Here is a 24021-nt window from a genome sequence, read left to right as displayed (position 1 = left end):
GGCGCCTCGGGACCGGTCCGGAGGCTCAGCTTGATCTACCGCCTTCTTGGGGTGGCCGGCATCGCCGGTGCGAGTAAGACCAACGGTCATCCCAGCCAGTTTGCCTGGCGACCATAGAGCATTGGAACCACCTGAACCCATCCCGAACTCAGCAGTGAAACGATGCATCGCCGATGGTAGTGTGGGGTCTCCCCATGTGAGAGTAGGTCATCGCCAGGCTTTAATCCCAGCGCCCCGATCAGCCATGGTCGGGGCGTTTTTATTTACTATTGCCCAATGCAGCGAAGCTGCCTAGGCTGAGAGATCGGTGTGTGCAGGGGGAGGGATCTGGCGCTGCGATCGTTAACGTCCAGACTGTGCAGGTTCTACGGCTTTTCCGCATTCTGCATGTTCGGCAGTGCCAACCATGCCCGCTCCGAGGATACCGCGCTGCTTGCCGCGGCGGTGCAGGCCAATCCTCTGCTTAGCGGTGCAGTAGTGCTCGTCGCGGTTGTCCTTGTCGCGTTGGTACTTGCCTACTATTTTCGCACGCGGGTGCTGCGCCGTACGAAGGTGGAACTTCTTCGGCGCGTGGCCGAACAGTCAAGCCTGCACCGCGTGGTGCGCATGACTGAGGACGAGCGTCTGCCGCCTCGAGAGTTATTTCACGATGTGGTGGCGACCCTGCAGGACGGCTGGGCGCGCGCTCTGGGTGTCAAGGTCCGGATCTAGTACGCCGGCGAGACGATTGCCGACTTCAGCGAACTTTCTCACACCCCGCAGGAGTATTACCGGAAAGCGCTGCAGGACAACGAAGAGTCGGTGGGGGCTCTGACCGTGGTAGCGGGTGAAGGCGGCGCTGCGGCGGCCCTCGACGAGGCCGGCCGTCAGTTCCTGGCTATCGTCGCTGCGCGGTTGAACGGCTATCTCACCAAGCGTCGGCAGCGTTCGGACGCTGACTGGCGGCAGCGCGTCTTTGGCGCATTGGTCTCGATGACCGATGACGCGGTGGCTGTTATTGATGCTGAGGATTTTCGCTTCCTCGAGGTCAACCGTGCCGCCTGTAGGCAGCTGGGCTACAGCGAAGAGGAGCTTCGTGCGCTTCGCTCGCCCGCGATTCAGGCGGAGTTCGACGAAGACGAGATGCGCCGGCGCACCGCCGAAATGCAAACAGGGGAGCGCAAGGTTTCGTACCGTCCATCGACGTAAAGACGGCAGTACCTTTCCTGTCATTATTGCCTTTCGGGTGCTGAGAAGTGGACCCCAATGACCGGACAGCTATTGGACGACGATAGGTGCTTCCCTCAAGATGAGCGCGACGCTCTGGAGAGAAGCCGTGAGACGCAAGAGACGAACCCATTCGCCGGAATTTAAGGCCAAGGTCGCCCTGGCGGCCTGCCAAGGCGATATGACGATGGCAGAGCTGGTCAAGAAGTATGACGTGCATGCCAACCAGATCACTGACTGGAAGAAGCAGCTGCTTAGCGGTGCGCCGGATGTGTTCGGCAAAGGCGCACAGAAAGCGGAGGCCTCCGAAGAAACCGTCGAACAGCTCCACGCCAAGATCGGGAGGCTGACGATGGAAAACGATTTTTTAGAGCGAGGGCTCGAAAGGATTCACGGGCCCAGAGGAAAGAAATGGTAGACCGGAAGGATCCGCTGCCGGTGACTCGCCAGTGCGAGTTGCTGGATCTACCTCGCTCCACGTTCTACCACGTTCCCGAGCCGGTTTCTGACGAAGAGCTGGAGCTGATGGCGCTCATCGACCGCTGTCATCTCAAGCACTCGTATTACGGCAGCCGCCGGATACGAGACTGGCTCGAGGACCGCGGTCACGTCGTGAACCGTAAGCGCATCCGCCGGTTGATGCGCACCATGGACCTGGCAGCGCGGTACCCGAAGCGCAACCTGAGCCTGGCCAACCAGGCGCACAAGGTTTACCCGTACCTGCTGCGCGATCTCGTGATCGATCGTCCCAACCAGGTTTGGGCGACCGATGTAACATACATTCCGATGGCCCGGGGCTTTGTGTACCTGGTCGCGGTTATAGACTGGTACTCGCGGCGGGTGCTGTCCTGGCGGGTGTCGAACACGCTGGATGCCAGCTTCTGCGTCGAGGCGCTGGAGGAGGCGATCGCCCATCATGGAGCTCCTGAGATTTTCAACACCGATCAGGGGAGCCAGTTTACCAGCGACGACTTCACCGGCGTTCTCAAGCGCGAAGGCGTTCGCATCAGTATGGATAGTAAGGGCCGCTGGCTCGACAACGTGTTCGTGGAGCGCCTGTGGCGCAGCGTGAAATACGAGGAGGTGTATCTGCGCGCCTATGACGACATCGCGACGGCGCGCCGCTCACTGGGTCGCTACTTCGCCTTCTACAATGGCGAGCGGCGGCATCAGGCGCTTGACCGGCGGACACCGGACAGCGTGTACTACGAATCCGCCGTCATGTTGGCGGCATAACCCGGGAATGCACTTATCGAGCTGTCCAAATTCTGGGGTCCATTTCTGAGAGCCGTGTCAGGGTGCTGAAAATATCTGCCGTTTGCCTGTTGAGGGAAATAACCAATTTTACGCAATGCCTCGCCGATCTGCCGGTTGCTATGCAGCCCGAGCGCTATAAAGTCGAGTCTAGCGACGCATAGGCGTTATGCGTCCAGATTGACACGCACGAGCCACCCGTCAACACCACATCGATGCCGCGGTGTTCCAGGGTTGTGCACACGAGAGCCGCCAGTTCCTTGACACCAAGGCCAGCGATATTCACAAGGGCTTGCCTTTACGACGTGGTCGGCGGCGGTTCCGCGTCAGCTTCTCCTGCAGGCTTTCCGGGTAACGCGCCAGCACATCGCGAAACAGCGCAGCGACCTGGTCGCGGAAGGGAAAGCGAGGATTAAACTCATATACCCGGGTGCGTCCGACTTCGTTCGAGACCAGCATGCCGTCGCGCTCCATGCGATCAAGTACGCGCTGCACCTGGCTGGGCGCCACGCCGAAGGTCTGTGCTATCTCTCGTGCATAGCCCTGTTCGCGCGCCGCCAGAAACAGAAGGACGCGCTCCGCGTTGGTCGAACCCACGAGTGATTCCAGCATGGCTGGCCTCTCAGTGAACCACACAGTCAGCAATACAGAAGATGTATCTTATAATACATTTACTGTATCTTAAAAGTGCCTGGCCTTGGTCATGCCCATTGTGGATGGGATGGCATTATCAATCGGGTTTAGTGAGAACCGGTCATCCCCCGTTAATGGGGTAGAGCCATGGGGTAGAGCCAAAGGATGTCTCCGGTACAGACCGCCGGTAGATGGCGGAGAGAGAGTCCGCCGAACCTAGTAGCAGAATGTATATATAAGAAACGCCAAGCAACACGATAAGTCATTGAATTTTAACGATACGCTGTTTTCATGCGTTGCGCAATGTTGCAGACCGTCTATAATTTGCTGGTACACAAGTGGTACCCGTAAGTGGTTCACAAGGGCGCAGAGCATGGCCGGCAAGCTACGGACCGAGGACATAGAGGGCGCGACCGCCACCGGCCGCGAGTACCGACTACAGGACGGCGGCGGGCTAATGCTCAAGGTAGCACCCGGCGGCGCCCGTTCGTGGGTTTTCAGGTATCAGCTATTCAACCGGCGCCGGAGCATGGGCTTAGGTGGCTATCCGCTGGTGTCCCTATCTGAGGCGCGCAGGGAGCGCGACAGAGCGCGCAAGCTGGTGCGCCGGGGCATTGACCCGCAGGCCGAAAAGGACGCCGCCAGGGCCGCGCAGGCAGCCGCGGAGGCAAAGCAGGCCGCCACGTTCAACGTGCTAGCCGCCGAGCTTATCGAGTCCCTAAAGCCTGGCTGGCGCAACGCCAAGCATGCGGACCAATGGGCCAATACGCTGGAGACCTACGCCGGGCCGGTACTGGGCGAAATGCCGGTAGCGGATATTACCCGGGACCACGTGGTAGAGGTGCTGCGGCCGATATGGACAGACAAGCCGGAGACCGCCGGCCGGGTCCGGGGCCGTATCGAGAAGGTGCTAGACCTGGCCAAAGCGCGAGGACTGCGCACCGGCGACAACCCGGCGGCATGGCGCGGCAACCTGGACGCCGAGTTACCACCGCTGGCGAAAGTGAGAAATGTGGAGCACCACCGGGGCCTGCCCTATGCCGAGGCGCCCGCATTCTGGCGCGAGCTGGAGACCCGCACCGGCGCCGGGGCTGCCGCGCTACGGTTCGCCATTCTGACCGGCTGCCGCACTGGCGAGGTACTGGGCGCGCAGTGGGAGGAGATACAGGGCGAGACGTGGGTTATACCCGGCGAGAGAATGAAAGCCGGCAAGGAGCACCGCGTGCCGCTGACCGCCGAAGCGCTGGCAGTTATCGAGGCGCAGCCGAAAGCCAGGCCGTTCATATTCACGCAACCGAAGGGCAAGCGCGCCGGCGAGAAGCTGAGCGACAACTCTATGCTGAGCCTGCTAAAACGCATGGGCTACGGCGAGCACGCCACAACGCACGGTTTCCGTTCAACGCTGAAAACATGGGCCGGCGAGACCACCGCGCACCCGCGCGAGGTTATCGAGCATGCACTAGCGCACCGGCTGAAGGATAAAGCCGAAGCCGCCTACCAGCGCGGGACCCTGCTACAGAAACGCCGCCAACTAATGACCGACTGGGCGGCATACGTGACTGGTAGCGCCAGTGAGTAAGCCTGGCAAAGGGCTGTCGCTAGAACAGGCGGCCGACCTACTTGTGGTCGACTATGGGCAGATGCTGCAGCGCAAAACCTGGACCCTGGGCGCAGCACTGGCACTTCTGAATGGATACAACCCAGAGTCGCCGAGAGATTGGCTGCTGGTGATTATCGAGAACAACCACCATGCAGCGAGGCGCAACCAGATCGTACGAATGAAACAGCAACTGCTAGACGACTTCACCACACCGGGATTAGGCGAAGCCGAGGCACTGACTATCAGGCAAGCACCACGCCACTGGATTGAGTGGGCTATTGCGAACAACTATAAAATTCCTGCCATGCTGCTTGCCTGGTCTGGCGAGGAACCGGCCGAGCCTGAGGCACAGCCTAATCAGCCGCGCACATGGCTTCCTATCGAGCCAAAACGGCCGCAGGGTTACGGGCTGGAGGCATACCGCCTACTGCAGCGCTTGCATGCCGAGGGCGCACCGCGACCGACCGCGGCTGACGTTCTGGCGGCATGGCGCAAGGAACCGCCGCCGGGCTTCACCGTCACTGCGCGTTCATTCACCTACCCGGGCAACGGCAAACAGCCGCTAGTCACCGTCTACAGTGACGCGCTAAGCAAGTGGCTGAGCCGGCATATCGAGGACAACAACTAGGCCTCCGCCGGACAACTGGCGCCCAACTGAGCCAGGCCGCCCAACTTCATTCCCGCCGCCGTTCTTAGCGGCAATTATCGCCATGCACCCAAGCGCAACACAGGAGGCGCAGAGCATGGCGACAAAACCCACCCGACCCGCAGCGGACCCGCTGCTATCAGCCAGCCAGGTATGCCAGGAGCTGGGCGGTATTACCCGCACCACCCTATGGCGCTGGCGCCGTGAGGGACTGTTACCCGAGCCGGTAACAATGCGCGGCCGCAACTACTGGCGGGCTAGTGTTATCGAGCAAGTGAAAGGCAAAGCGCCGGAGGTGGCAGCGTGAGGCGGGAGGGCGCCGGGCTGGGCGCCACCACCCGCAGGGAGCACACCCATTATACCGACCCGCTGCGAGAGTTCACGGACTGGCTACAAGCCGAGTTCGGCAACGCACCGCGCGACCTGACACCCGGCAAGCTGCAGCGCTTCGACCACCCGGACGGCCGCCGCGGCAATTTGCGCTGCTGGTGTGTTCTGCACCTGGACGGTAGACCCGCCGGCGCGGCTGGTGACTGGCGCGAGGGTTCTAGCCTGACCTGGACCGCGGACCGCCGGCCGCTGAGCACTGAGGACCGCCAGCGCATGGCAGCGGCTGCAAAGGCCGCCAGGGCGCAACGCGAGCGCGAGCGGGCGCAGGCACAGCAAAGAGCCGCAGAGCGTGCGCGGGCAAACTGGGACGCCGCAGCACCCGCCACCGTGGCGCACCCGTACCTGCAGGCAAAACAACTACCCGCCGTGGGCGTGCGTGAGTCCGCCGGGCTGCTACTAGTGCCGCTGGTGGACGTTCACGGCACCCTGCACAACCTGCAGCGGATAGACGCCGCCGGCCGTAAGCGCTTTTTACCTGGTGGACGTGTTCGCGGGCTGTTCTGTCTGCTGGGCACCGTGCGGGACGGGCAGCCGCTATACGTCTGCGAGGGCTTCGCCACCGGCGCCAGTATCGGGCATGCCATGCAGGTACCCGTGGCATGCGCCATGAGCGCAAACAACCTGCTACCCGTTGCCGAGGCACTGAGCCGGCACTACCCGGCCGCTGCGCTGGTGGTGGCTGCTGACAATGACCACCGGACCGAGGGCAACCCGGGCATGCGCTACGGCGCCGAGGCCGCGCGAAAAGTAGGCGCCGGGCTGACCTGGCCAACCGTCTGCAACCTGGAGGGCTGCACCTGTACCGACTTCGCAGACACAGCACTATGCGGGAGGGTGCCAGCATGAAAACAGACATATTGCCGAAGGTGGCCGCGCCTGAAATTGACCCGGGCACCATTAAAACAGCCGTTACAGACGTTACAGCCGTTGCAGCCAGTAATGGCGCGGGCTGCAGCGCAACGGCAGACGTTACGGCAGACGTTACAGACGTTACAGAGCCGCCATTCCCGGGCGTCGAGGACCGGCCGCGCTATGTGGTGCTGGAGAAGCCGACCGAGCACGGCGGCAAAACCTACCGGCCGGGCGTCTGGTACTGCGGGCTGGAGAAAGCCGGCAAGAATGACCCCACCCCCGTACCCGTAGACACCTGGATATGCTCGCCGCTGTACGTCGAGGCCGTCACCCATGACGCCAACGGCAGCGAGTACGGCCGCCTGCTTCGGTTCAATCCGACCCGGGGCGGCTGGCGACAGTGGGCCATGCCCATGGAGCTGCTAGCCGGCAGCGGCGAAGAAATGCGGCGAGAGCTGCTGCGGCAGGGCCTGCTGATAGACCCGAAGGCACGGCAGCAACTGCCCATCTATCTGCAGGCAAAGCCGCCGCGCCAGTATCTGGAGTGCGCGACCGGCACCGGCTGGCATGGGGATACGTTCGTGCTACCGGATGAAGCCATAGGGCCGCGGGCCAATACCGTGGTTTTCCAGTCCTTGGAGCACGGCAGCGCCGAGTACGCCACGGCCGGGACGCTGGAGGAGTGGCGCGACAACCTGGCCGCACTGGCACCCGGCAACCCGCTGCTACTGGTGGCGCTGTCCGCGGCGTTCGCCGGGCCTGTCCTGCACCGCTGTAATGCGGAGTCCGGCGGGCTGCACCTGCTAGGCGACAGTTCCACCGGTAAAACCAGCGTGCTAGCCGCCGCCGTCAGTGTGTGGGGCGCGCCTACCTACCGCCGGAGCTGGCGAGCCACCGCTAACGGACTGGAAGGCGCCGCGGCGCTGTTCAATGACAGTCTGTTAGCGCTGGACGAAATTTCAGAGGCGGACCCGCGCGAAGTGGGCGCCATTGTCTACGCACTGGGCAACGGCACCGGCAAACAGCGAGCGAGCCGCAGCGGAGCCACCCGGCCGGTAAAGCGCTGGCGTTGTTCTGTCCTGAGCACCGGCGAGCGCAGCATAGAAGCCGCCATGCTCGAAGGCGGACGCCGGGCAAAAGCCGGGCAGTCTGTCCGCCTGCTGGATATACCGGCAAGCCGTGAATACGGCGCGTGGGACACCCTGCACGGGCTGACCGCCGCCGGGCTATCGGACCGGCTGAAAACCGCCGGGGCCAAGCACTACGGCACCGCCGGCCGGGCGTTTCTGCAGCGGCTGGCATTCGATAACCGGGACCTACCAAGCCTGGTGGAGGAGCTAATCGGCGCCGAGGGTTTCGCCGCCGATACCGGGCAGCACAAGCGCGCGGCGCAGCGACTGGCCATTATCGCCATAGCCGGCGAGCTGGCGACCGAGTACGGCATTACCGGCTGGGAGACCGGCGAGGCTATCGCCGCAGCTATGGACCTGTTTGCGGTATGGCGGGACCACCGCGGGCACGGACCCAGCGAGCGCCGGCAAGTACTGCAGGGCGTTGCGGAGTTCATTGACCGCCACGGCGGGGCGCGTTTCTCAAATATCGACGGCGACCGCGAGGACGTGCGCGACCGGGCCGGCTGGTGGCGCGATACCGGCGGGCACCGCCTGTACCTGTTCAACAGCCCCGCCATGCGCGAGGCCGTCGCGGGCCATGACCTGAAGCATGCGCTACAGCACCTGCTAGACGCCGGCGCACTGGTGGACTGCGGGAGCCAGGAGAAAGCCAAAGCACACCGCACCGCCGAGGGCACCCGCAAGCTGTACACCGTGGACCCGGCGCGGCTGGAGGTGACTGTATGAGCCTGGAGGAAGCCATAAGCCGGGCGCGCAACGCCTGTAACGCCACCGCAACGGCAGACGTTACGCCAGAGGCCGCGCAAACACTGGGCGCAACGCCTGTAACGTGCGCAACGCCTAAACAAAGCAATGCGGAGACAGAAAACGCACCCGCCTGCACCGCCGAATGGCTGCGGGCGCAGGGCGTGGAGCCGCTACGCGACGACCCGCCGTTTATCGAGCAGCACCTACCCATAGGCCAGGCCAAGCGCGCCGCCGTGCTATGGCGCTACGTGGACGCCTGGCGCGCTGCTGCAGACGCTGAGCCGCAGCCGCACCGCAAAGCAAACGCCGGTATCCGGCATGCCAACACACAACTACGGGAGGGAAAGCTATGAACCGGCGGCGAGGGTTTATAGACAGCTACCGGCCGCGGGCCGCGACCCGGGCGCTTATCGAGCAAGTACGCGAAGTACTGGCGGAGTATGCAGACATGCTGCCACTAACTATTCGCCGTATCCGCGATAGTTTTCTAGCGAGCTGGCAAGGCCGCCATCAATCCAATCAAGGCCCTTTACGGTCACTTTCTGGCTGACTCTTACCTCGATTATTGCGCGCTCAGTCTTCCGCAGGCTGAAAAACATGTAGACCTGCAAAACAACGATTACTGCCAGCGCAAGGTAGAGCATCGCATCACCCTGTGGATTGGTGTGTCATCAGATAGTAGCCGAGTGCGCGTCCATAGGCAGGAACTCATATTCCAATGTGTACTTGGGAATTTTCAAATGCGTGGGCGCTGCGCCATTACCGCCTCCACCGGCCTGGCCCTAGGCGCGGACGGCGCGCCCACGGATGCCGAGCGGGAAATGCTGGACAAGTCTACCGGGCGGGCTACACCCGGGAGGAAACACTGGCCGCGGTGGCCACCGCTAGAGGATTCTTGCGTAGCCGACAGTGAAGCCAGTAGCGAAATTCCAACCTACTTTACTGGAATTACGCCGTCAGATTCCATCTCCGCAATGAGGCGGTCAAGCACATCTGAATCTGGGTCTCGGTCAAAGACTGCTACGGGACCGCGACTTCTACGCGAGCCCTCGCCTTGCCAAACGGTTGTTTGTGCGTCTGCTGTTAGGATGTAAGCGAAAACATCGGTGTCGCTAACATAGGTGCGGTCAGCCGTGGTCACGGCAGAGTATCGAGCGCCGCCAAGAGTTGGCTGTATGGCCCCGACCGTACGACTGGTGCCACTAAATACAGCGCTCAGACTGCTTTGAGTGCCCGCCACAAGTGCATATTGGTAGCCTGCCGAAATTACCTTACCTGATATCTGCTGGACATTGTTGAAGGGGACATATTCAGTGAACCCCTTGGCTTTGATACCGCGCGCCCGCAACTCCTGGAGCACCTCTTGCTCGATAGTCATACCTCTCTCTTGGTCCGAGGTCACAATGACGACAGCTAACTTGTCGGCCAAGAAATTCATGTAGTCGGGATTCTTGTGGCCTGAAGTAGACGTAGCGCACCCGGCTAACAGCGCAAGCCCCAGGACAAGGACGGTAAATTTAATGAATTGCATATCGTGCAGCCACCTCTAGCGTGTCCGTGAGGGCACATGCTCAAGGTTAGCTTTAAATGAAGATGCGCACCATCTGACGCGCTCGACTGAGATTTTCGAGCCTGCCAAGCGGAATATGGACGGGCTTTCTCGCTACTTCATTCTGAGTTTTTTAAGCGTAACCTTATGAATATCAATAGGTTATAGGGTTTTCGCAAATGATGCCCCCTACTAGGTTCTAGCACGCCGCCCGGCGCAACGAGTGGCGGGCTGCGCCAGTCCTGGCTATGTATGACCGGCTGCCGGGAGGGAGGGTGTTGTTTATCAATAGTCTCGCCGGGTGGCGCTGGTGCCTATCTGGCAGGGGCGAGAGTCCGGCGGCGCGCTGGACTATCCACAACCCTGGCCATGCTGACCCGCGGCGGGACCTAGCCGGGCACCTGTAAAAAAGTGGTTCACAAGCGGCACACTGCGGCGCCTGCCGTTTCGTAAGTTATTGAATTTACAGCGAAAACTTCTTGAAATGGCGGAGAGAGAGGGATTCGAACCCTCGATGGAGCTATAAACCCCATACTCCCTTAGCAGGGGAGCGCCTTCAGCCACTCGGCCACCTCTCCGCAGACGCGGGGTTTTACCCCTCCGCGGGGGCGCGATGATAGCACCCGCCCGCGTAAAAACGCAAAGTGAAGCTCAGCTTTCACCCTCCTGCTCTGCCGGCGGCTCATCGCTGATGCGCTGGTAGATTTCCTCCCGGTGTACCGCAACGTCCCGCGGCGCATTAACCCCGAGGCGTACCTGGTTACCCTTGACGCCGAGCACCGTGATGGTGATGTCGTCGCCGACAATCAGCGACTCGTTGACCTTGCGTGTCAGTATGAGCATGGCTTTCGCCTCGTGTCGTCCCTGAACACCGCGCGGCAGGCGCCGCGTCGCTCGTCTTCCTTGTACGTTTTAGCTGGTTTAGGGGGAAAGGCCAAGGGGCAATCCCCCGACGCTCAGGCAGCGCCCTCCTCGCGAGGCTCTCCATCCAGGCCGAAAGAGGAATGCAGCGCACGCACGGCGAGCTCGAGAAACTTCTCCTCGATGATCACGGAGATCTTGATCTCCGAGGTGGTGATCATCTGGATATTGATGCCCACCCCGGCCAGCGCCGCGAACATCTGGCTTGCCACACCGGCGTGGGAACGCATACCAACGCCAACCACCGAGACCTTGGCGATGCGGCTGTCACTGCGCACTTCCCGGGCCCCCAGTTCGTCGGCGATCTCCTTAAGAATAGCCTCGGCGCGCGCGAGATCGCCGCGGCCGACGGTGAAAGTAAAATCTGTGGTGTTATCGTCCGCTACATTCTGGACGATGACATCCACCTCAATGTTGGCATCGCCAATGGGCCCGAGGATGCGGTGCGCCACTCCCGGCATGTCGGGCACACCGAGGATCGTCAGCTTGGCCTCGTCGCGATTGAAGGCGATGCCCGCAATGGTGGGCGTCTCCATCTGGTGTTCCTCCTCAAGGGTAATCAGTGTGCCCGGGCCGTCCTGGAAGCTGTGCAGCACGCGCAGGGGCACCTGGTACTTGCCGGCGAACTCCACGGCGCGGATCTGCAGTACCTTGGAGCCCATACTGGCCATTTCCAGCATTTCCTCAAAGGTGATGCGGTCCAGGCGCCGGGCGCCGTCCACGACCCGCGGGTCCGTGGTGTACACGCCATCGACATCGGTATAGATCTGGCACTCATCGGCTTTCAGGGCCGCCGCGAGCGCCACGGCTGTCGTGTCTGAACCGCCACGGCCCAGAGTGGTGATATTGCCCTGTTCGTCCACGCCCTGGAAACCGGCGACAACGACCACGCGGCCCGCGGCGAGGTCCGCGTGCAGGCGCGCGTCATCGATTTCGCGGATGCGGGCCTTCGTATGGGCATCGTCCGTGAGGATGCGCACCTGATGACCGGCGTAGGAGCGGGCCGACAGGCCGCGCTTGTGCAGCGCCATGGCGAGAAGGGCGGTGGTGACCTGCTCGCCGGTGGCCAATAGCGCATCAAGCTCCCGGGGGACCGGCTCGTCCAGGATCTCGTGGGCGAGCCCGAGGAGGCGGTTGGTCTCGCCGCTCATGGCGGAGACCACGACCACCACGTCGTGGCCCTCGGCGCGGAAGCGGGCGACCTTGTCGGCGACCTGTCCGATGCGCTCAATCGTGCCGACGGAGGTCCCGCCAAACTTCTGGACGATCAGGCTCATGACGTCGCGACGCGCTCCCCGACCCAGACCGGCACATCCTTTAGAGTGGCATCGAGGGCATCGATGTCGCTGCCGCCGCCCTGGGCCATGTCCGGGCGTCCGCCGCCCTTGCCACCGAGACGGCCAGCGAATTCACGCATCAGGTCGCCGGCCTTTACCCGTGCCGTGAGGTCCGGGGTCACGCCTGCGGCAAGGGCGATCTTGCCGTCATTCACGGCCGCGAGCAGGATCACTGCAGAACCGAGTTTGTTTTTGCACTGGTCCAGGGTGTCGCGCAGCGACTGCGCGTCGGCGCCATCGACGCTGGCAGCGAGGACCTTGACGCCGTCGACCTCGACGGCATTGCTGGTGAGATCACCGCCGGCAGCGCTGGCCAGCTTCTGCTTCAGCCGGCTGACGGTCCTCTCAAGCTCCCGGGCCTCCGCGCGCACGGCGGCGGCGCGCTCGGCAAGGTTCGCGGGCGTGGCCTTGAGCACATCGCAGGCCTCGGCGACGGTGGCATCGACGGCCGCCACGGCGGCCAGGGCCCCCTCGCCGGTCACGGCCTCGAGGCGGCGCACCCCGGCCGCGACGCCCCCCTCGCCGACGATGCGGAACAGACCGATATCGCCGGTGCGGTCCACGTGGGTACCGCCGCACAGCTCCACGGAGAAGTCATCGGCGCCCATGCTGAGGACGCGCACCTCATCGCCGTACTTTTCGCCGAAGAGGGCCATGGCGCCGGCGGCCATCGCATCGTCCATGGTCATGTGGCGGGTCAGCACTGGCGTGTTCGCGCGAACCTGACCATTGACCAGGGCACTGATCGTCGCCAGTTCCGACGCCGTCACCGGCTGACCGTGAGAGAAATCGAAACGCAGCCGCTCCGAGTCCACCAGCGAGCCCTTCTGGGTGACGTGATCGCCCAGCACCTGGCGCAGGGCCGCGTGCAGGAGGTGGGTGGCAGAGTGATTAAGACGCGTGCGCTGGCGCACGGCCCGGTCGACCGTGGCGACGAGGTCGCTGCCCTCGCGCACCTCGCCCTCAAGGACCCGCACGTGATGCAGGTGATGGCTCCCGGCCTTGGTCGTATCGGTCACCTCCAGGCGCACACCCTCCCCCGCCAGATAGCCCGTATCGCCCACCTGACCGCCGGACTCGGCGTAGAAAGGGGTTGCATCAAGCACCAGCACGCCGCTCTCGTCGGTGCCGAGGGCGCTCACGCTCTCACCCTCACGCAGCAGCAAGCGCACGCGGCCCTCGCCGGTGAGGCTCACGTACCCCGTAAAAGTCGTCTCGCCCTCGAGTTTGAGGGTGGCGTTGTAGTCAACCTTGAAGCTGCCGCCCTCTTTCGAGCGCTCGCGCTGCGCCGCCATGGCCCGCTCATAGCCGTCGAGGTCCAGGGAAAGGCCGCGCTCCCGGGCGATGTCGTTGGTAAGGTCCGTGGGGAAACCGTAGGTGTCGTAAAGCTTGAACACGACCTCCCCGGGGATCTCTGTAGCTTCAAGATCGGCCAGAGCGTCCTCAAGAATGACCATGCCGTGATCCAGGGTCTTGGCAAACTGCTCTTCCTCGGCCAGGAGCGCACGCTCGATGGCTGACTGCTTGTTCGCCAGCTCCGGGTACGCCTCACCCATCTGCAGCACCAGCGGCGCGACCAAGCGGTGGAAGAAAGGCGCCGTGGCCCCCAGCTTGTTGCCGTGGCGGATGGCCCGGCGCAGGATGCGCCGCAGCACATAGCCCCGGCCCTCGTTGCCGGGCAGCACGCCGTCGACAACCAGAAAAGCGCAGGAGCGGATGTGGTCGGCGATAACGCGCAGCGAGGAGGCGGCGCGATCCTCCACGCCGATGAGTTCCGCAGCGGCGTCGATAAGCGCCTGAAAAAGATCGATCTCGTAGTTGCTGTGCACGCCCTGGAGCACGGCAGCGATGCGCTCGAGGCCCATGCCCGTATCCACGGAGGGCTTGGGCAGCGGCGTCATCTCCCCCGAGGCATCCCGGTTGTACTGCATGAACACCAGGTTCCAGATCTCGATGTAGCGGTCCAGGTCGTCGTCTTCGCTGCCGGGCGGGCCGCCGGGAACCTCGGGCCCGTGATCGTAGAAGACCTCCGAGCAGGGACCGCAAGGCCCCGTATCGCCCATCTGCCAGAAGTTGTCCTCATCGAGACGGGACAGGCGCTCGGCGGGGAAACCGATCTCGTCGGTCCAGATCTTCGCCGCCTCGTCATCGGAAATGTGCACCGTCACCCAGAGCCGCTCCGGCGGCAGACCGAGGCTCTCGGTCAGGAAGGTCCAGGCAAACTGGATGGCCTCGCGCTTGAAGTAGTCACCGAAGCTGAAGTTGCCCAGCATCTCGAAAAAAGTGTGGTGCCGCGCGGTGTAGCCGACGTTCTCAAGGTCATTGTGCTTGCCACCGGCGCGCACGCAGCGCTGGCTGGACGTTGCCCGGCTATAGGGGCGCGGGTCTGAACCGAGGAAGGTGTCCTTGAACTGGTTCATCCCGGCGTTGGTGAACAGCAGCGTCGGGTCGTTGGCAGGCACCAGCGAACTGCTGGGCACACGGGTGTGCCCGTGCTCTTCGAAAAAGGCCAGGAAGGCCTCGCGAATCTCTCCGGTTTTCATAGGTGCTCTCGGTGCAGGCGGCAGCGCGCTCAGCCGACCATCCGGCCCTCGGCAAAGCTGCGCCCCGCGATGATGTGCAGGTGGAGATGGAAAACGGTCTGCCCGGCACCCTCTCCATTGTTGACGATGAGGCGGAAGGCATCGTCCACACCGAGCTGGCGCGCAACCCTGCCCGCGGCAAGCATCAACTGGCCGAGGAGCTCACCGTCCTCTTCCGCAGCATCGGCGAGCTTCGGGATCGCCTTGCGCGGGATGACCAGCACGTGCACCGGCGCCTGCGGACTGATGTCGTGGATGGCCACGCAGTGCTCGTCTTCGTAGATGAACTCCGCGGGAACCTCGCCGGCAACAATCTTGCCGAAGATCGTGTCGCTCATGGCTGGCCCAGTTTCTCATCAGCGGTGAGCAGACGGGCCTCGCTCTCCAGCATGACAGGGATGCCGTCACGCACCGGGTAGGCGAGACCGCTGGCGCGGCACACCAGCTCCTCGTTTTCCTCATCGTAGGTCAGCGGCGCCTTGCTCACGGGGCAGACGAGAATGCTGAGCAGCTTCTTGTCGAGCACAGTTATCCAGGCCTCCGGCAAACGCTGACTGAAGCTGCGCATTATACGGACTTTTTCAGGGCTTGGGCATGGGCGGGACCAGGCGTTGCGGGTCGACGCGCCGGCCCAGAAAACTCATGCGCCAGTCCAGGTGCGGGCCCGTGGCCCGACCGCTGGCCCCCACGGCCCCGATCACCCCGCCCTGCGGGATCCGGTCGCCCACGGCGACGCCGACCTCGCTGAGGTGGAGAAAGGACGAGGACAGGCCATAGCCATGATCCAGGATAATTGTGCCGCCGGAGTAGAACAGGTCCGGCTCGGCCAGGGTCACGAGGCCATCGGCCGGGGCATGCACCGGCGTCCCGGTCGGGGCCGCCACGTCCACACCGTAATGGGGGTTGCCGGGGGTACCGTTGTAGACGCGCTGACTGCCATACACCCCGGAGATAGGGCCGGTGGCCGGCCAGCGAAAGGCACCGACCACCTGCTTCAGCCACTCAGGCTCCTCGAGCCGCCGGGCCTTGGCCGCAACCACCAGCTCGCGCTCGCGCCGGATCCGCTCCAGCTGCCCGGGCGGCGGCGTCACGGTGCGCTGGGGCACGCCCTCCACCCGCTGGATGCGATAGTCCCGCGTGGAGACCGACAGCATCCTCTCGCAGGGCGCGGGACCGCTGACCACGAGCGACGCCGTCGCCGCGGCATCGCGGCCGAAACCGGCGAGGAACCAACCATCGGGCAGTACCGGCAGCGCATCGCCGTCCAGGGTGACCCTGCTCCCCGGAGGCACCCGGCCCCAGAGCAGGCCGCCCTGCACAGCCTCGCCGCCGAGGTCGTCGCAGCCGGCGTCGGCCGCACCCGGCGCGGCCAGCAGGAAAGCCGCGAGCAATGCGCTGCACAGGGTCCGGTCCATGGCTTGTTTCTTCCGTGTGATCAGCCATCTTTCTAGCAATGCGCCGCGCCGCCGTCCAGCCCCGGCTCCCCCGCCGCCCCGGCAACTGCTAGCATGGGCGTCCATGGCCCGCTATCGACCGCCACGCCGCCGCGGCACCCCGCTGATCACGCCCGCCGGCGAGGCCGCCCTGCGTGCGGAGCTTGCGCGCCTGTGGAAGGACGAGCGGCCCCAGGTGACCCTGGCGGTGCACGAGGCCGCGAAGAACGGCGACCGCTCGGAGAATGGCGACTACATCTACGGCAAGCGCCGGCTCCGGGAGATCGACAGTCGGGTGCGCTTCCTGAACAAGCGCCTTGAGGAAGTCACCGTCGTCGACCAGCCGCCGGCAGACCCCGAGAAAATCTACTTCGGCGCATGGGTGGGCCTCGAGGACGAGGATGGTGAGGAGCGCATTTGGCGCATTGTCGGCCCCGACGAGTTCGACCTCGCCCGCTGCGAGATCTCCATCGACGCCCCGATGGCCCGCGCCCTCCTCGGCCGCCGGGTCGATGACGAGGTGGTCGTGGAAGCGCCGGGAGGCCACAGGCGCTACTGTGTCACTGCCATCTCTTACGGCGAGCACGCGCCATGCTGAGAAATCTCTTCGCCCTGGCTCTGCTGGCCGCCTCCGCCGCATTGCTCTGGGTCAGCTTTTCCGGGGAGCAGCCCCCACCGGCCTCAGTGCCGGTCGAGCCCGAAAGCGTCGACTGGTATCCGCAGCGCGACTGGCCGGACTCAGCGCCGGCCACAGGAAAGGTGTCTGTCTTCATTTTTCGCGATCGGAACCGCGACGGCATCCTTGATAGCGGGGACCTGCCCATGGCCAGCGTCGCCGTCGCCCTGGAACGGCCCGACGGCAGCTACCGCACGCGGCGCAGCAATATCAACGGCTACACGAATTTCACGGTGCAGGCGGGGGGAACCGGTGAAGATATCACTGAGCCCGGAGCTTCCTACCGCTGGACCGTGCAGGTACCGCCCGGCTGGACCATCACCACGACCAACGGCGAGCAGCAGGCGAGCTTCCGGCCCCTGGGCGGTACGCCAGCCGGCATGGTGACCGATACCCCACCGGCGGTAGTAGGCCTAGCACCCGAGTTGACCGCAACCGGTTCATTCCCAGCCCTGCCGGACACGCCGCTCGTGGCAAGCGCAAGCGATGGCACGGCTGTGAAAGCCACGACGGACGCCAGCGGCCGCTTCGAACTCACGCTCTCGCCCGGCGCCTGGACGATCCGGCGAGCGGATGCAAAGCAGGCTTTGCGCCGCTTCACCGTCAAGGACGCACCGGTGCAGCTTGCTGCCGGCGCGCGGGAACCGGGCACCACCGGACGCGAGCCGCGGTGGGTCGACTTCGAGGTCCTCGACCGGGCGATCATCGAGAAGCTGCCCATGGGCTACGCAGGCCTCGGGTGGGATTACCTGCTGGCCATCGACAACCAGCACTATCGGGGCCCGGGCTACGTCAATGTCCTAACCAGCGGACGCACCGTGGGCTATAACAGCTCCGGTTACCCCGTGACCATTACCGGGCTTGCGCCGGGAGAACGCTTCGATTTCGAGGGGGGCTACTTCGCCGTGGCATGGCCTCAGGCGGAAGGAGAGATACTTGAAGTAGAGGGCTGGCGAGGGGGAGAGCCGGTCTATCGCGACGAGCTGACCCTGAGCTTCCTGGGCCCTAGCTGGCTCGCCGCGGACTATCGTGACATCGATCGGCTGGTGCTACGAACCCGCCACTACTGGCAGTTCAGCTGTGATGACCTCGTGTTCGGCGTGACTCCACCGCCGCTCAACCCGGCTCTACCTAAATGAGCAGCGTCGTCACCGAACAGGCTTTCTGGGGCCCCAGCACGGTCGAAGGAGACGCACTGCATACTGGCGCCTCGCCAGCGTTCGCGCCGCCGTTATCAATGACGGTCTCCGGACAGGTACCGTCCTTGCTGCTTCCAAGGCTGTCAATAACGGCACCGCCACTCGGCGTGATCGCCGTGATCGCCAGCTCACCCTGGTTCGGGTTATAAACACAGCTGGTGCCGGAACCGACATTCACCGTGCCGCCGGACGCACTTTTCAGTGCCACACGGGGCGCATCGCCGAAATTCACAGCGTGTACCAGCTTCGCCCCGCTGGCACCCGTCGCTACAACGGCAACAACCAGCGCAAAGCCGAGAAAGCGGTTCCCCCGGAGCGCACCCTCGCCGCGAAGGCGGTAGGCAACAAGCGCGAGGAGGCCCGCAAGGGCCACCAGCGCGGGAACCGCGCTTGCGCCGGGTGCGTAGGTCACGATGGCGCCACCCCCAGGTGCTCCGGCAAACGCCGAGGGGACTGCCAGAGTCATAATCGCAGTTACGCTGCCGCAGGGGACCTTCGGGAAAACTCTTGTCATTCCAATCACTCCTGCCAAGGTAAGGGCTGTCTTGCTATGTACACGACACCATGCTTGAGCCGCCATGAAAGCAAGTCCTTCAACCCCATGCAAGCTATCGAGTTCTCAGAAAGCCCACTGCACCCCAATAGACGCCGTGCGCGGCTTGTTGGGGCGGGCGCCGTCCGGCTGCCGAGAGACGATGGCCTGATCGTCGAGAAGGTTCTCCATCTTGAGGAACACGACCGCGTCATCACTGAGCGCATAGCGGCTGATGACGTCGACAACCCACAGGTCCTCGGTGGTGGCGAAGGCGTTCGCAGCGCGGTTGCAGCCGATATCCACGCACATCTCGTCGATGTACTTGATCACCGCGTAGTTGTCCCAGCCCACGGGTGATTCCAGGCCCGCGCGGAGGCTGAAGACGTTTTCCGGGATCGAAGCGAGGCGGTCCCCATCGAGCACCCCGCTGGCGGTGTTGTCACCAGTGCTCTTCGCTTGCGTATAGGTGTACATCACATCCACGGGCACCGTCAGGCCCGCGAGGTCGAAGTTACCACCAAGCTGAAATTCGAGACCGGAGATCTCCGCCTCACCGGTCACAAAGGAGCCGGCGGTGGCGCCATTGCTGCACGGATCCGCGTTAGAGCAGTTCTCGCTCTTGTTCTCAAAGTCACTGTAAAAAGCCACGGCTTCAATGAAGACGCCGCCGCTATAGCGGAAACCGGCCTCGTAATTAACGCTGGTTTCCGGCTCTTCGCTGGCTACGGCGCCACCGCCCAGGGGTGAGAAACCGCGGTGTACCCCAGCCAGCACCTGCCAGTGAGTGCCGATATCGTAAGTGAAAGATGCACCCGGCAGCCATTCGTCCGTTTCATTGCTGCGCACGCTCGGCGGCTCGACCCGCTCCGGGTCGGCGAACTGTTCCCGACGGGATTCGACATTCTCGTAGCGCAGGGCCAGGTTCACCGTGAAGGCCTCGGAGACCTGCCAGCGATCTACGGCCCAGAGAGTCAGCGCCTCCGCTTTCTCATAGCGGTTATCACCGCCGGTCGGGAGGACCGTGCTGCGGTAGACCAGCTCGCCGTTGATCTGATCGTAGAGGTCCACCGGCTGGTAGCGCTGCATGTCGTCGTCGTGAACGCGGCCGCCGAGGGCCAGCTCATGCGCACCCACGACAATGTCCAGATTGAGGTCGATGCCTTCGGAGATGTATTCCCGGGCATTGTTCTTGTAGGGCAGGCCTGTGGCGTCCACAGTCCCGTCGAGGATGCCCTGTGCCGCGGCGTCACCGCTATTGGCGGCGTTTACAAGGCCGCCACCTCCACCCAGCTTGAACCAGTTGCGCTTGAACTCGTTGCGGTAGGCAATAGCCGTCAGGTCCAGGCCCTCGGCGATGGCGAGACGGTAGGTGGCGCTCAGGCCGGTGTGCTCGTTGTCCATCTCGTCGATGGCGGAGATGCCGTAGCGACGGTTCTCATCGGCGGCGAAGTTCGCATCGGTGAGCCCGAGGTAGGTCTCGTCGGAGAGCTCTTCGGAGTACTGCGCCTTGAGCAGGAGGCTCTGCCGCTCGCCTTCCCAGCCCACCTTGGCCAGGTAGTCCTGAATCTCGTAACCGGCGTCGCGACCTCCGCCGTCGATCTCCTTGAACCCGTCGCTGCGCCGCTGCGCGGTCTCCAGGAGGAAGCCGAAGGCGCCGCTGCGATCACCGACGTTGGCCAGCAGGTCCGCCTCATTGTTCTGGCCGTAGCGCAGGTTGACGTTGCCGCCGAGCTCCTCGGGAATGGGGGTGGTAACCATGTTGATCACGCCACCGGTGGTTTGCGGACCATAACGCAGCAGCGGTGCGCCCTTGATCACCTCGATGCTGTGCATGCGCAAGGCTGTGGGGAAGTAATAGGCCGCTGGGTTGGAGTAAGGCGCCGGGGCGATCATCACACCATCCTCCATAAGCGTCACCTTGGACGCCCGCTCTGAGGTGGCGCCGCGAATACCGATGTTCGGTCGCAGCCCGTAGCCGTCTTCCTCGCGGATGTAGAGCCCCGGCACGGTCTTGAGGAGCTGGTTGATATCGTTGGCAAACTCGATGCGCACTTGCTCGTTGTCGACAAGATTGCCGGTCCCAGGCAGCTCGCGCACCACCTCCCGGGACCCCACGATGGTGACCTCCTCGAGCTCAAAGGCGCGCAGCCCCGCACTGCCTTGCAGTGCGAGCGCGGCAGCAAGGGCAGTGGCCAGCTTGGATCGCTTCACGATTGAATTCCCTCAGTAGTCGTCTGTTTTTATCGCCGGAACGGCGTACAGCTCGGTTAACACATATACTACTGATAACGATTCGCAATTACTATATTTTCTGTGGGTTTTGCCCCGGGGCCGAAGCAGCCCGCGTTGTCGGCTACGGGGGCTGCTGCTACCATTCCGCCCTTTTTCGGGGCCTGCCGGTCCCCCCCTCGCCGACCCCGGGAGCCTCCATGAACGACACGCCTCTGGCCATCCTCGAAGACCGCGACGCCTTCCTCCGCCGGCACATCGGGCCCACGGAAGCAGAGCAGGCCGAGATGGCCCGGGCCATCGGCTACGACAGCCTGGCGGCGCTCATCGACGCCACGGTGCCCGGCAGCATCCGCCGCCGGGAACCCATGGCGCTCGCGGAGCCGGACACGGAAGAAGCGGTGCTCGCCCGGCTGCGCGAGCTGGCCGGCCGCAACCGCGTGCTGCGCTCCTATCTGGGCATGGGGTACCACGACACCCACACGCCGGCGGTGATCCAGCGCAACGTGCTGGAGAACCCGGGCTGGTACACCGCCTATACACCCTATCAGCCGGAAATCTCCCAGGGCCGTCTGGAAGCACTCCTCGCCTACCAGCAGCTGGTGATGGACCTCACGGGCATGGATCTGGCGAACGCTTCCCTCCTCGACGAGGCTACCGCTGCCGCCGAGGCCATGACCCTGCTGCAGCGCGTCAACAAGAAGAATCGCAGCAATCGCTTCCTGGTCGCTGCGGACTGCCACCCGCAGACGCTGGCGGTGCTGCGCACCCGCGCCGAGCCCCTCGACATCGAGATCGTTGTGACCGAGGCCGAAGACCCGCTCGCCAGCGGCGACGCGTTCGGCCTGCTCCTGCAGTACCCGGGAACCCATGGCGAGGTGCGCGACCTGGCACCGGTGATCGAGGCCGCCCACAGCTGCGGGACCCTGGTCTGCGTCGCCGCAGACCTGCTCGCCCTGCTCATGCTCAGCCCCCCGGGCAAGGCCGGCGCCGACGTGGTGGTCGGCAGCAGTCAGCGTTTTGGCATTCCCATGGGCTTTGGTGGCCCGCACGCCGCGTTCTTTGCCACCCGCGACAGCTACAAGCGCTCCACACCCGGGCGCATCATCGGCGTCTCGGTGGACCGGTACGGCCAGCAGGCCCTGCGCATGGCCATGCAGACGCGGGAGCAGCACATCCGCCGGGAGAAGGCGACGAGCAACATCTGCACGGCGCAGGCGCTGCTCGCCATCATGGCCGCCTTCTACGCCATGTACCACGGGCCGTACGGCCTGCGCCGCATCGCCGAGCGGGTCCATCGGCTCACCAACCTCGTCGCCGCGCGGCTGCAGGCCGCGGGCTTCACCCTGGCTAACGCGCACTGGTTCGATACGGTCACCGTGCACGTCGGTCAGCAGCAGGCAGAACTGCTGGCCGCTGCAGAGAGCGCCGGCATGAACCTCCGCCCCGTCGGTGATGACCGTCTCGGCATCGCTCTGGATGAGACCACGACTCTGGCGGATGTGGCCGACCTCCTCGCCGTCTTCGGCGACCGGGAGACGCTCGCTGACGATCCGGCGGTAGCCAGCGGCCTGCCCGCAGCCCTTGCGCGCCCCGTCGACTACCTGCTGCACCCGCTGTTCAACAGCTTCCAGTCCGAAACGGAAATGCTCCGCTACCTGCACCGGCTCGAAGGCAGGGATATCGCCCTGAACCGGGCCATGATTCCCCTTGGCAGCTGTACCATGAAGCTGAATGCCACCAGCGAAATGCTGCCAGTGACCTGGCCGGAATTCGCGCGCATTCATCCCTTCGCGCCGGCCTCCCAGACCGCAGGCTACCGCCAGCTCCTCGACGAGCTGTCACACATGCTCCGGGAATGCACCGGCTACGATGCGATCTCCCTGCAGCCGAACGCCGGCTCCCAGGGCGAGTATGCAGGCCTGCTCGCTATCCGCCGCTACCACCAGGCCCGCGGCGCGGGGCACCGGGATATCTGTCTCATTCCGGCATCGGCCCACGGCACCAACCCCGCGAGCGCTGCCCTGGCCGGGATGCGCATCGTTATCGTCGATTGCGACGGCGAGGGCAATGTGGCCATGGGCGATCTCAAGGCCAAGGTAGAGGCACACAGCGAGAAGCTGGCTGCGATCATGGTCACTTACCCGTCGACCCACGGCGTGTTCGAGGAATCGATCGTCGAACTCTGCGAGCTGATCCACGCCCATGGCGGCCAGGTCTATGTAGACGGCGCCAATCTGAACGCCCTCATCGGCATCGCTGCGCCCGGCGAGTTCGGCGCCGACGTCTCGCACCTGAATCTGCACAAGACGTTCTGCATCCCGCACGGCGGCGGCGGCCCGGGTATGGGGCCGATCGGGGTCGGCGCGCACCTCGAGCCTTTCCTGCCCTCCCACCCGGTAATGCCGGTGCCCGGGCTCGCAAACGACAACGACGTGGTGTCCGCTACGCCCTACGGCAGCGCCTCGATCCTGCCGATCTCCTGGACCTACATCGCGCTCATGGGCGCCCGGGGCCTCACCCGGGCCAGCGAGGTGGCCATCCTGTCGGCGAACTACATCGCCCACCGACTGGCGCCGCATTTCCCGATCCTCTACACCGGGCGCAACGGACGCGTAGCGCACGAGTGCATCATCGACCTGCGCCCCCTCAAGGAGGCGAGCGGCATCGGCGAGGAGGACGTGGCCAAGCGGCTCATCGACTACGGCTTCCATGCGCCGACCATGTCCTTCCCGGTGGCGGGCACGCTGATGGTGGAGCCGACGGAGTCCGAATCCCTCGCCGAGGTGGATCGCTTCTGCGATGCGATGATCACAATCCGCGAGGAGATCCGCGCCGTTGAGGAAGGCCGGCTGCCGGCGAACGACAACCCGCTGGTCAAGGCGCCGCACACGCTGGCGGAGGTGACAGCAGAGCAGTGGCCGCACCCCTACCCCCGAAGCCAGGCCGCCTACCCGGTGGACAGCCTGCGCAACGATAAATACTGGGCGCCGGTCGGGCGCGTGGACAACGTCTACGGCGACCGCAATCTCTTTTGCGCCTGTCCGGCCATCGACAGCTACCGCGCCGAGGCGCCCGAACCCGCCTAGCGCCACCCGG

At 64.2% G+C, this 24021-nt stretch carries 23 protein-coding genes, 1 tRNA gene and 1 rRNA gene; 13 read left to right on the top strand and 12 right to left on the bottom strand.

Features of this window, described 5'->3' with window-relative positions:
* The first annotated feature begins 103 nt into the window (after nt 1-103).
* The 4 genes from rrf (at nt 104) to HRUBRA_RS03475 (ending at nt 2442) form a co-directional block, all read left to right on the top strand.
* A 5S ribosomal RNA gene (rrf, locus tag HRUBRA_RS03495) occupies nt 104-219 on the top strand.
* Nucleotides 220-387: 168 nt separating this feature from the next.
* Nucleotides 388-711 (top strand): hypothetical protein, encoded by a 324-nt coding sequence (locus tag HRUBRA_RS03490; protein WP_035514587.1) that lies wholly within the window; start codon nt 388-390, stop codon nt 709-711.
* Between the two features lie 105 nt (nt 712-816).
* A complete protein-coding gene (locus tag HRUBRA_RS03485) occupies nt 817-1188 on the top strand; it encodes a PAS domain S-box protein (protein WP_144244370.1) in 372 nt (123 codons plus the stop codon).
* 100 nt (nt 1189-1288) lie between these two features.
* Nucleotides 1289-2442, top strand: a protein-coding gene (locus HRUBRA_RS03475) for an IS3 family transposase (RefSeq protein WP_236629773.1) whose coding sequence is annotated in 2 segments (ribosomal slippage) — nt 1289-1583 and nt 1583-2442 — 1155 coding nt in all. Because the reading frame shifts where the segments join, the coding sequence is not laid out codon by codon here.
* A 300-nt stretch (nt 2443-2742) separates the two neighbouring features.
* Here HRUBRA_RS03475 and HRUBRA_RS03470 read toward each other — a convergent pair.
* Entirely contained in the window at nt 2743-3072 is a 330-nt protein-coding gene (locus HRUBRA_RS03470; protein WP_035514583.1) for a winged helix-turn-helix domain-containing protein, read from the bottom strand.
* Between the two features lie 394 nt (nt 3073-3466).
* Here HRUBRA_RS03470 and HRUBRA_RS03465 point away from each other — a divergent pair, with 394 nt between their 5' ends.
* The 6 genes from HRUBRA_RS03465 (at nt 3467) to HRUBRA_RS15100 (ending at nt 8814) form a co-directional block, all read left to right on the top strand.
* Complete coding sequence (locus HRUBRA_RS03465) at nt 3467-4672, top strand: tyrosine-type recombinase/integrase (RefSeq protein WP_035514582.1); 1206 nt, start codon at nt 3467-3469, stop codon at nt 4670-4672.
* Complete coding sequence (locus tag HRUBRA_RS15110; RefSeq protein WP_144244368.1) at nt 4665-5321, top strand: hypothetical protein; 657 nt, start codon at nt 4665-4667, stop codon at nt 5319-5321. Before HRUBRA_RS03465 ends, HRUBRA_RS15110 begins: the two co-directional genes overlap by 8 nt.
* 115 nt (nt 5322-5436) lie before the next feature.
* Nucleotides 5437-5646 (top strand): helix-turn-helix transcriptional regulator, encoded by a 210-nt coding sequence (locus tag HRUBRA_RS15105; protein WP_144244367.1) that lies wholly within the window; start codon nt 5437-5439, stop codon nt 5644-5646.
* Nucleotides 5643-6575, top strand: a complete 933-nt coding sequence (locus tag HRUBRA_RS03455) for a toprim domain-containing protein (RefSeq protein ID WP_052094334.1) — start codon at nt 5643-5645, stop codon at nt 6573-6575. Before HRUBRA_RS15105 ends, HRUBRA_RS03455 begins: the two co-directional genes overlap by 4 nt.
* Nucleotides 6572-8440: a DUF927 domain-containing protein gene (locus HRUBRA_RS03450; protein WP_084592423.1), complete on the top strand. Its 1869-nt coding sequence runs from the start codon at nt 6572-6574 to the stop codon at nt 8438-8440. The genes HRUBRA_RS03455 and HRUBRA_RS03450 overlap by 4 nt, the downstream gene beginning before the upstream one ends.
* A complete protein-coding gene (locus HRUBRA_RS15100) occupies nt 8437-8814 on the top strand; it encodes a hypothetical protein (protein WP_144244365.1) in 378 nt (125 codons plus the stop codon). The genes HRUBRA_RS03450 and HRUBRA_RS15100 overlap by 4 nt, the downstream gene beginning before the upstream one ends.
* Before the next feature lie 108 nt (nt 8815-8922).
* Here the strand turns inward: HRUBRA_RS15100 and HRUBRA_RS03445 are convergent, their stop codons facing one another.
* The 9 genes from HRUBRA_RS03445 to HRUBRA_RS03405 all read right to left on the bottom strand — a co-directional run bounded on the left by HRUBRA_RS03445 (nt 8923) and on the right by HRUBRA_RS03405 (nt 16265).
* Nucleotides 8923-9105 carry a hypothetical protein gene (locus tag HRUBRA_RS03445; RefSeq protein WP_035514580.1) on the bottom strand — a complete coding sequence of 61 codons (183 nt, stop codon included), beginning with the start codon at nt 9103-9105 and terminating at the stop codon, nt 8923-8925.
* Nucleotides 9106-9395: 290 nt separating this feature from the next.
* Nucleotides 9396-9992: a hypothetical protein gene (locus HRUBRA_RS03440; protein ID WP_035514579.1), complete on the bottom strand. Its 597-nt coding sequence runs from the start codon at nt 9990-9992 to the stop codon at nt 9396-9398.
* Between the two features lie 503 nt (nt 9993-10495).
* Nucleotides 10496-10588: transfer RNA gene (locus tag HRUBRA_RS03435), tRNA-Ser, on the bottom strand.
* Between the two features lie 73 nt (nt 10589-10661).
* Nucleotides 10662-10853: a carbon storage regulator CsrA gene (gene csrA / locus HRUBRA_RS03430; protein ID WP_035514577.1), complete on the bottom strand. Its 192-nt coding sequence runs from the start codon at nt 10851-10853 to the stop codon at nt 10662-10664.
* 113 nt (nt 10854-10966) lie between these two features.
* A complete protein-coding gene (locus HRUBRA_RS03425; protein WP_035514575.1) occupies nt 10967-12208 on the bottom strand; it encodes an aspartate kinase in 1242 nt (413 codons plus the stop codon).
* The gene (alaS, locus tag HRUBRA_RS03420) at nt 12205-14811 is read right to left on the bottom strand and encodes an alanine--tRNA ligase (RefSeq protein WP_035514574.1); all 2607 of its coding nucleotides are present in this window, start codon (nt 14809-14811) and stop codon (nt 12205-12207) included. The genes HRUBRA_RS03425 and alaS overlap by 4 nt, the downstream gene beginning before the upstream one ends.
* Nucleotides 14812-14840: 29 nt before the next feature.
* Nucleotides 14841-15188: a histidine triad nucleotide-binding protein gene (locus HRUBRA_RS03415; protein WP_035514572.1), complete on the bottom strand. Its 348-nt coding sequence runs from the start codon at nt 15186-15188 to the stop codon at nt 14841-14843.
* Nucleotides 15185-15376, bottom strand: a complete 192-nt coding sequence (locus HRUBRA_RS03410; RefSeq protein WP_035514626.1) for a Trm112 family protein — start codon at nt 15374-15376, stop codon at nt 15185-15187. The genes HRUBRA_RS03415 and HRUBRA_RS03410 overlap by 4 nt, the downstream gene beginning before the upstream one ends.
* Nucleotides 15377-15431: 55 nt before the next feature.
* Complete coding sequence (locus HRUBRA_RS03405; protein ID WP_052094333.1) at nt 15432-16265, bottom strand: M23 family metallopeptidase; 834 nt, start codon at nt 16263-16265, stop codon at nt 15432-15434.
* 103 nt (nt 16266-16368) lie between these two features.
* Between HRUBRA_RS03405 and greB the strand changes: the two genes are divergently transcribed.
* Nucleotides 16369-16881, top strand: coding sequence for a transcription elongation factor GreB (greB, locus tag HRUBRA_RS03400; RefSeq protein WP_035514570.1), 513 nt, complete (start codon nt 16369-16371; stop codon nt 16879-16881).
* Nucleotides 16875-18098, top strand: coding sequence for a hypothetical protein (locus HRUBRA_RS03395; protein WP_035514568.1), 1224 nt, complete (start codon nt 16875-16877; stop codon nt 18096-18098). The genes greB and HRUBRA_RS03395 overlap by 7 nt, the downstream gene beginning before the upstream one ends.
* Here the strand turns inward: HRUBRA_RS03395 and HRUBRA_RS03390 are convergent.
* Entirely contained in the window at nt 18091-18672 is a 582-nt protein-coding gene (locus HRUBRA_RS03390; protein WP_268870530.1) for a midcut-by-XrtH protein, read from the bottom strand. The two genes, HRUBRA_RS03395 and HRUBRA_RS03390, sit on opposite strands and share 8 nt — an antisense overlap.
* Nucleotides 18673-18777: 105 nt before the next feature.
* Complete coding sequence (locus tag HRUBRA_RS03385) at nt 18778-20904, bottom strand: TonB-dependent receptor family protein (RefSeq protein ID WP_035514564.1); 2127 nt, start codon at nt 20902-20904, stop codon at nt 18778-18780.
* Nucleotides 20905-21122: 218 nt separating this feature from the next.
* On the opposite strand from HRUBRA_RS03385, the gene gcvP reads away from it, so the two are divergent.
* A complete protein-coding gene (gcvP, locus tag HRUBRA_RS03380) occupies nt 21123-24011 on the top strand; it encodes an aminomethyl-transferring glycine dehydrogenase (RefSeq protein WP_035514562.1) in 2889 nt (962 codons plus the stop codon).
* Nucleotides 24012-24021 lie beyond the last annotated feature (10 nt).

Origin of the sequence: Pseudohaliea rubra DSM 19751, from assembly GCF_000764025.1 — a bacterium.
In the GTDB taxonomy this organism is placed as follows: domain Bacteria; phylum Pseudomonadota; class Gammaproteobacteria; order Pseudomonadales; family Halieaceae; genus Pseudohaliea; species Pseudohaliea rubra.
Note: the sequence above shows the minus strand (reverse complement) of the source record. Positions and strands in the feature narration are given on the sequence as shown.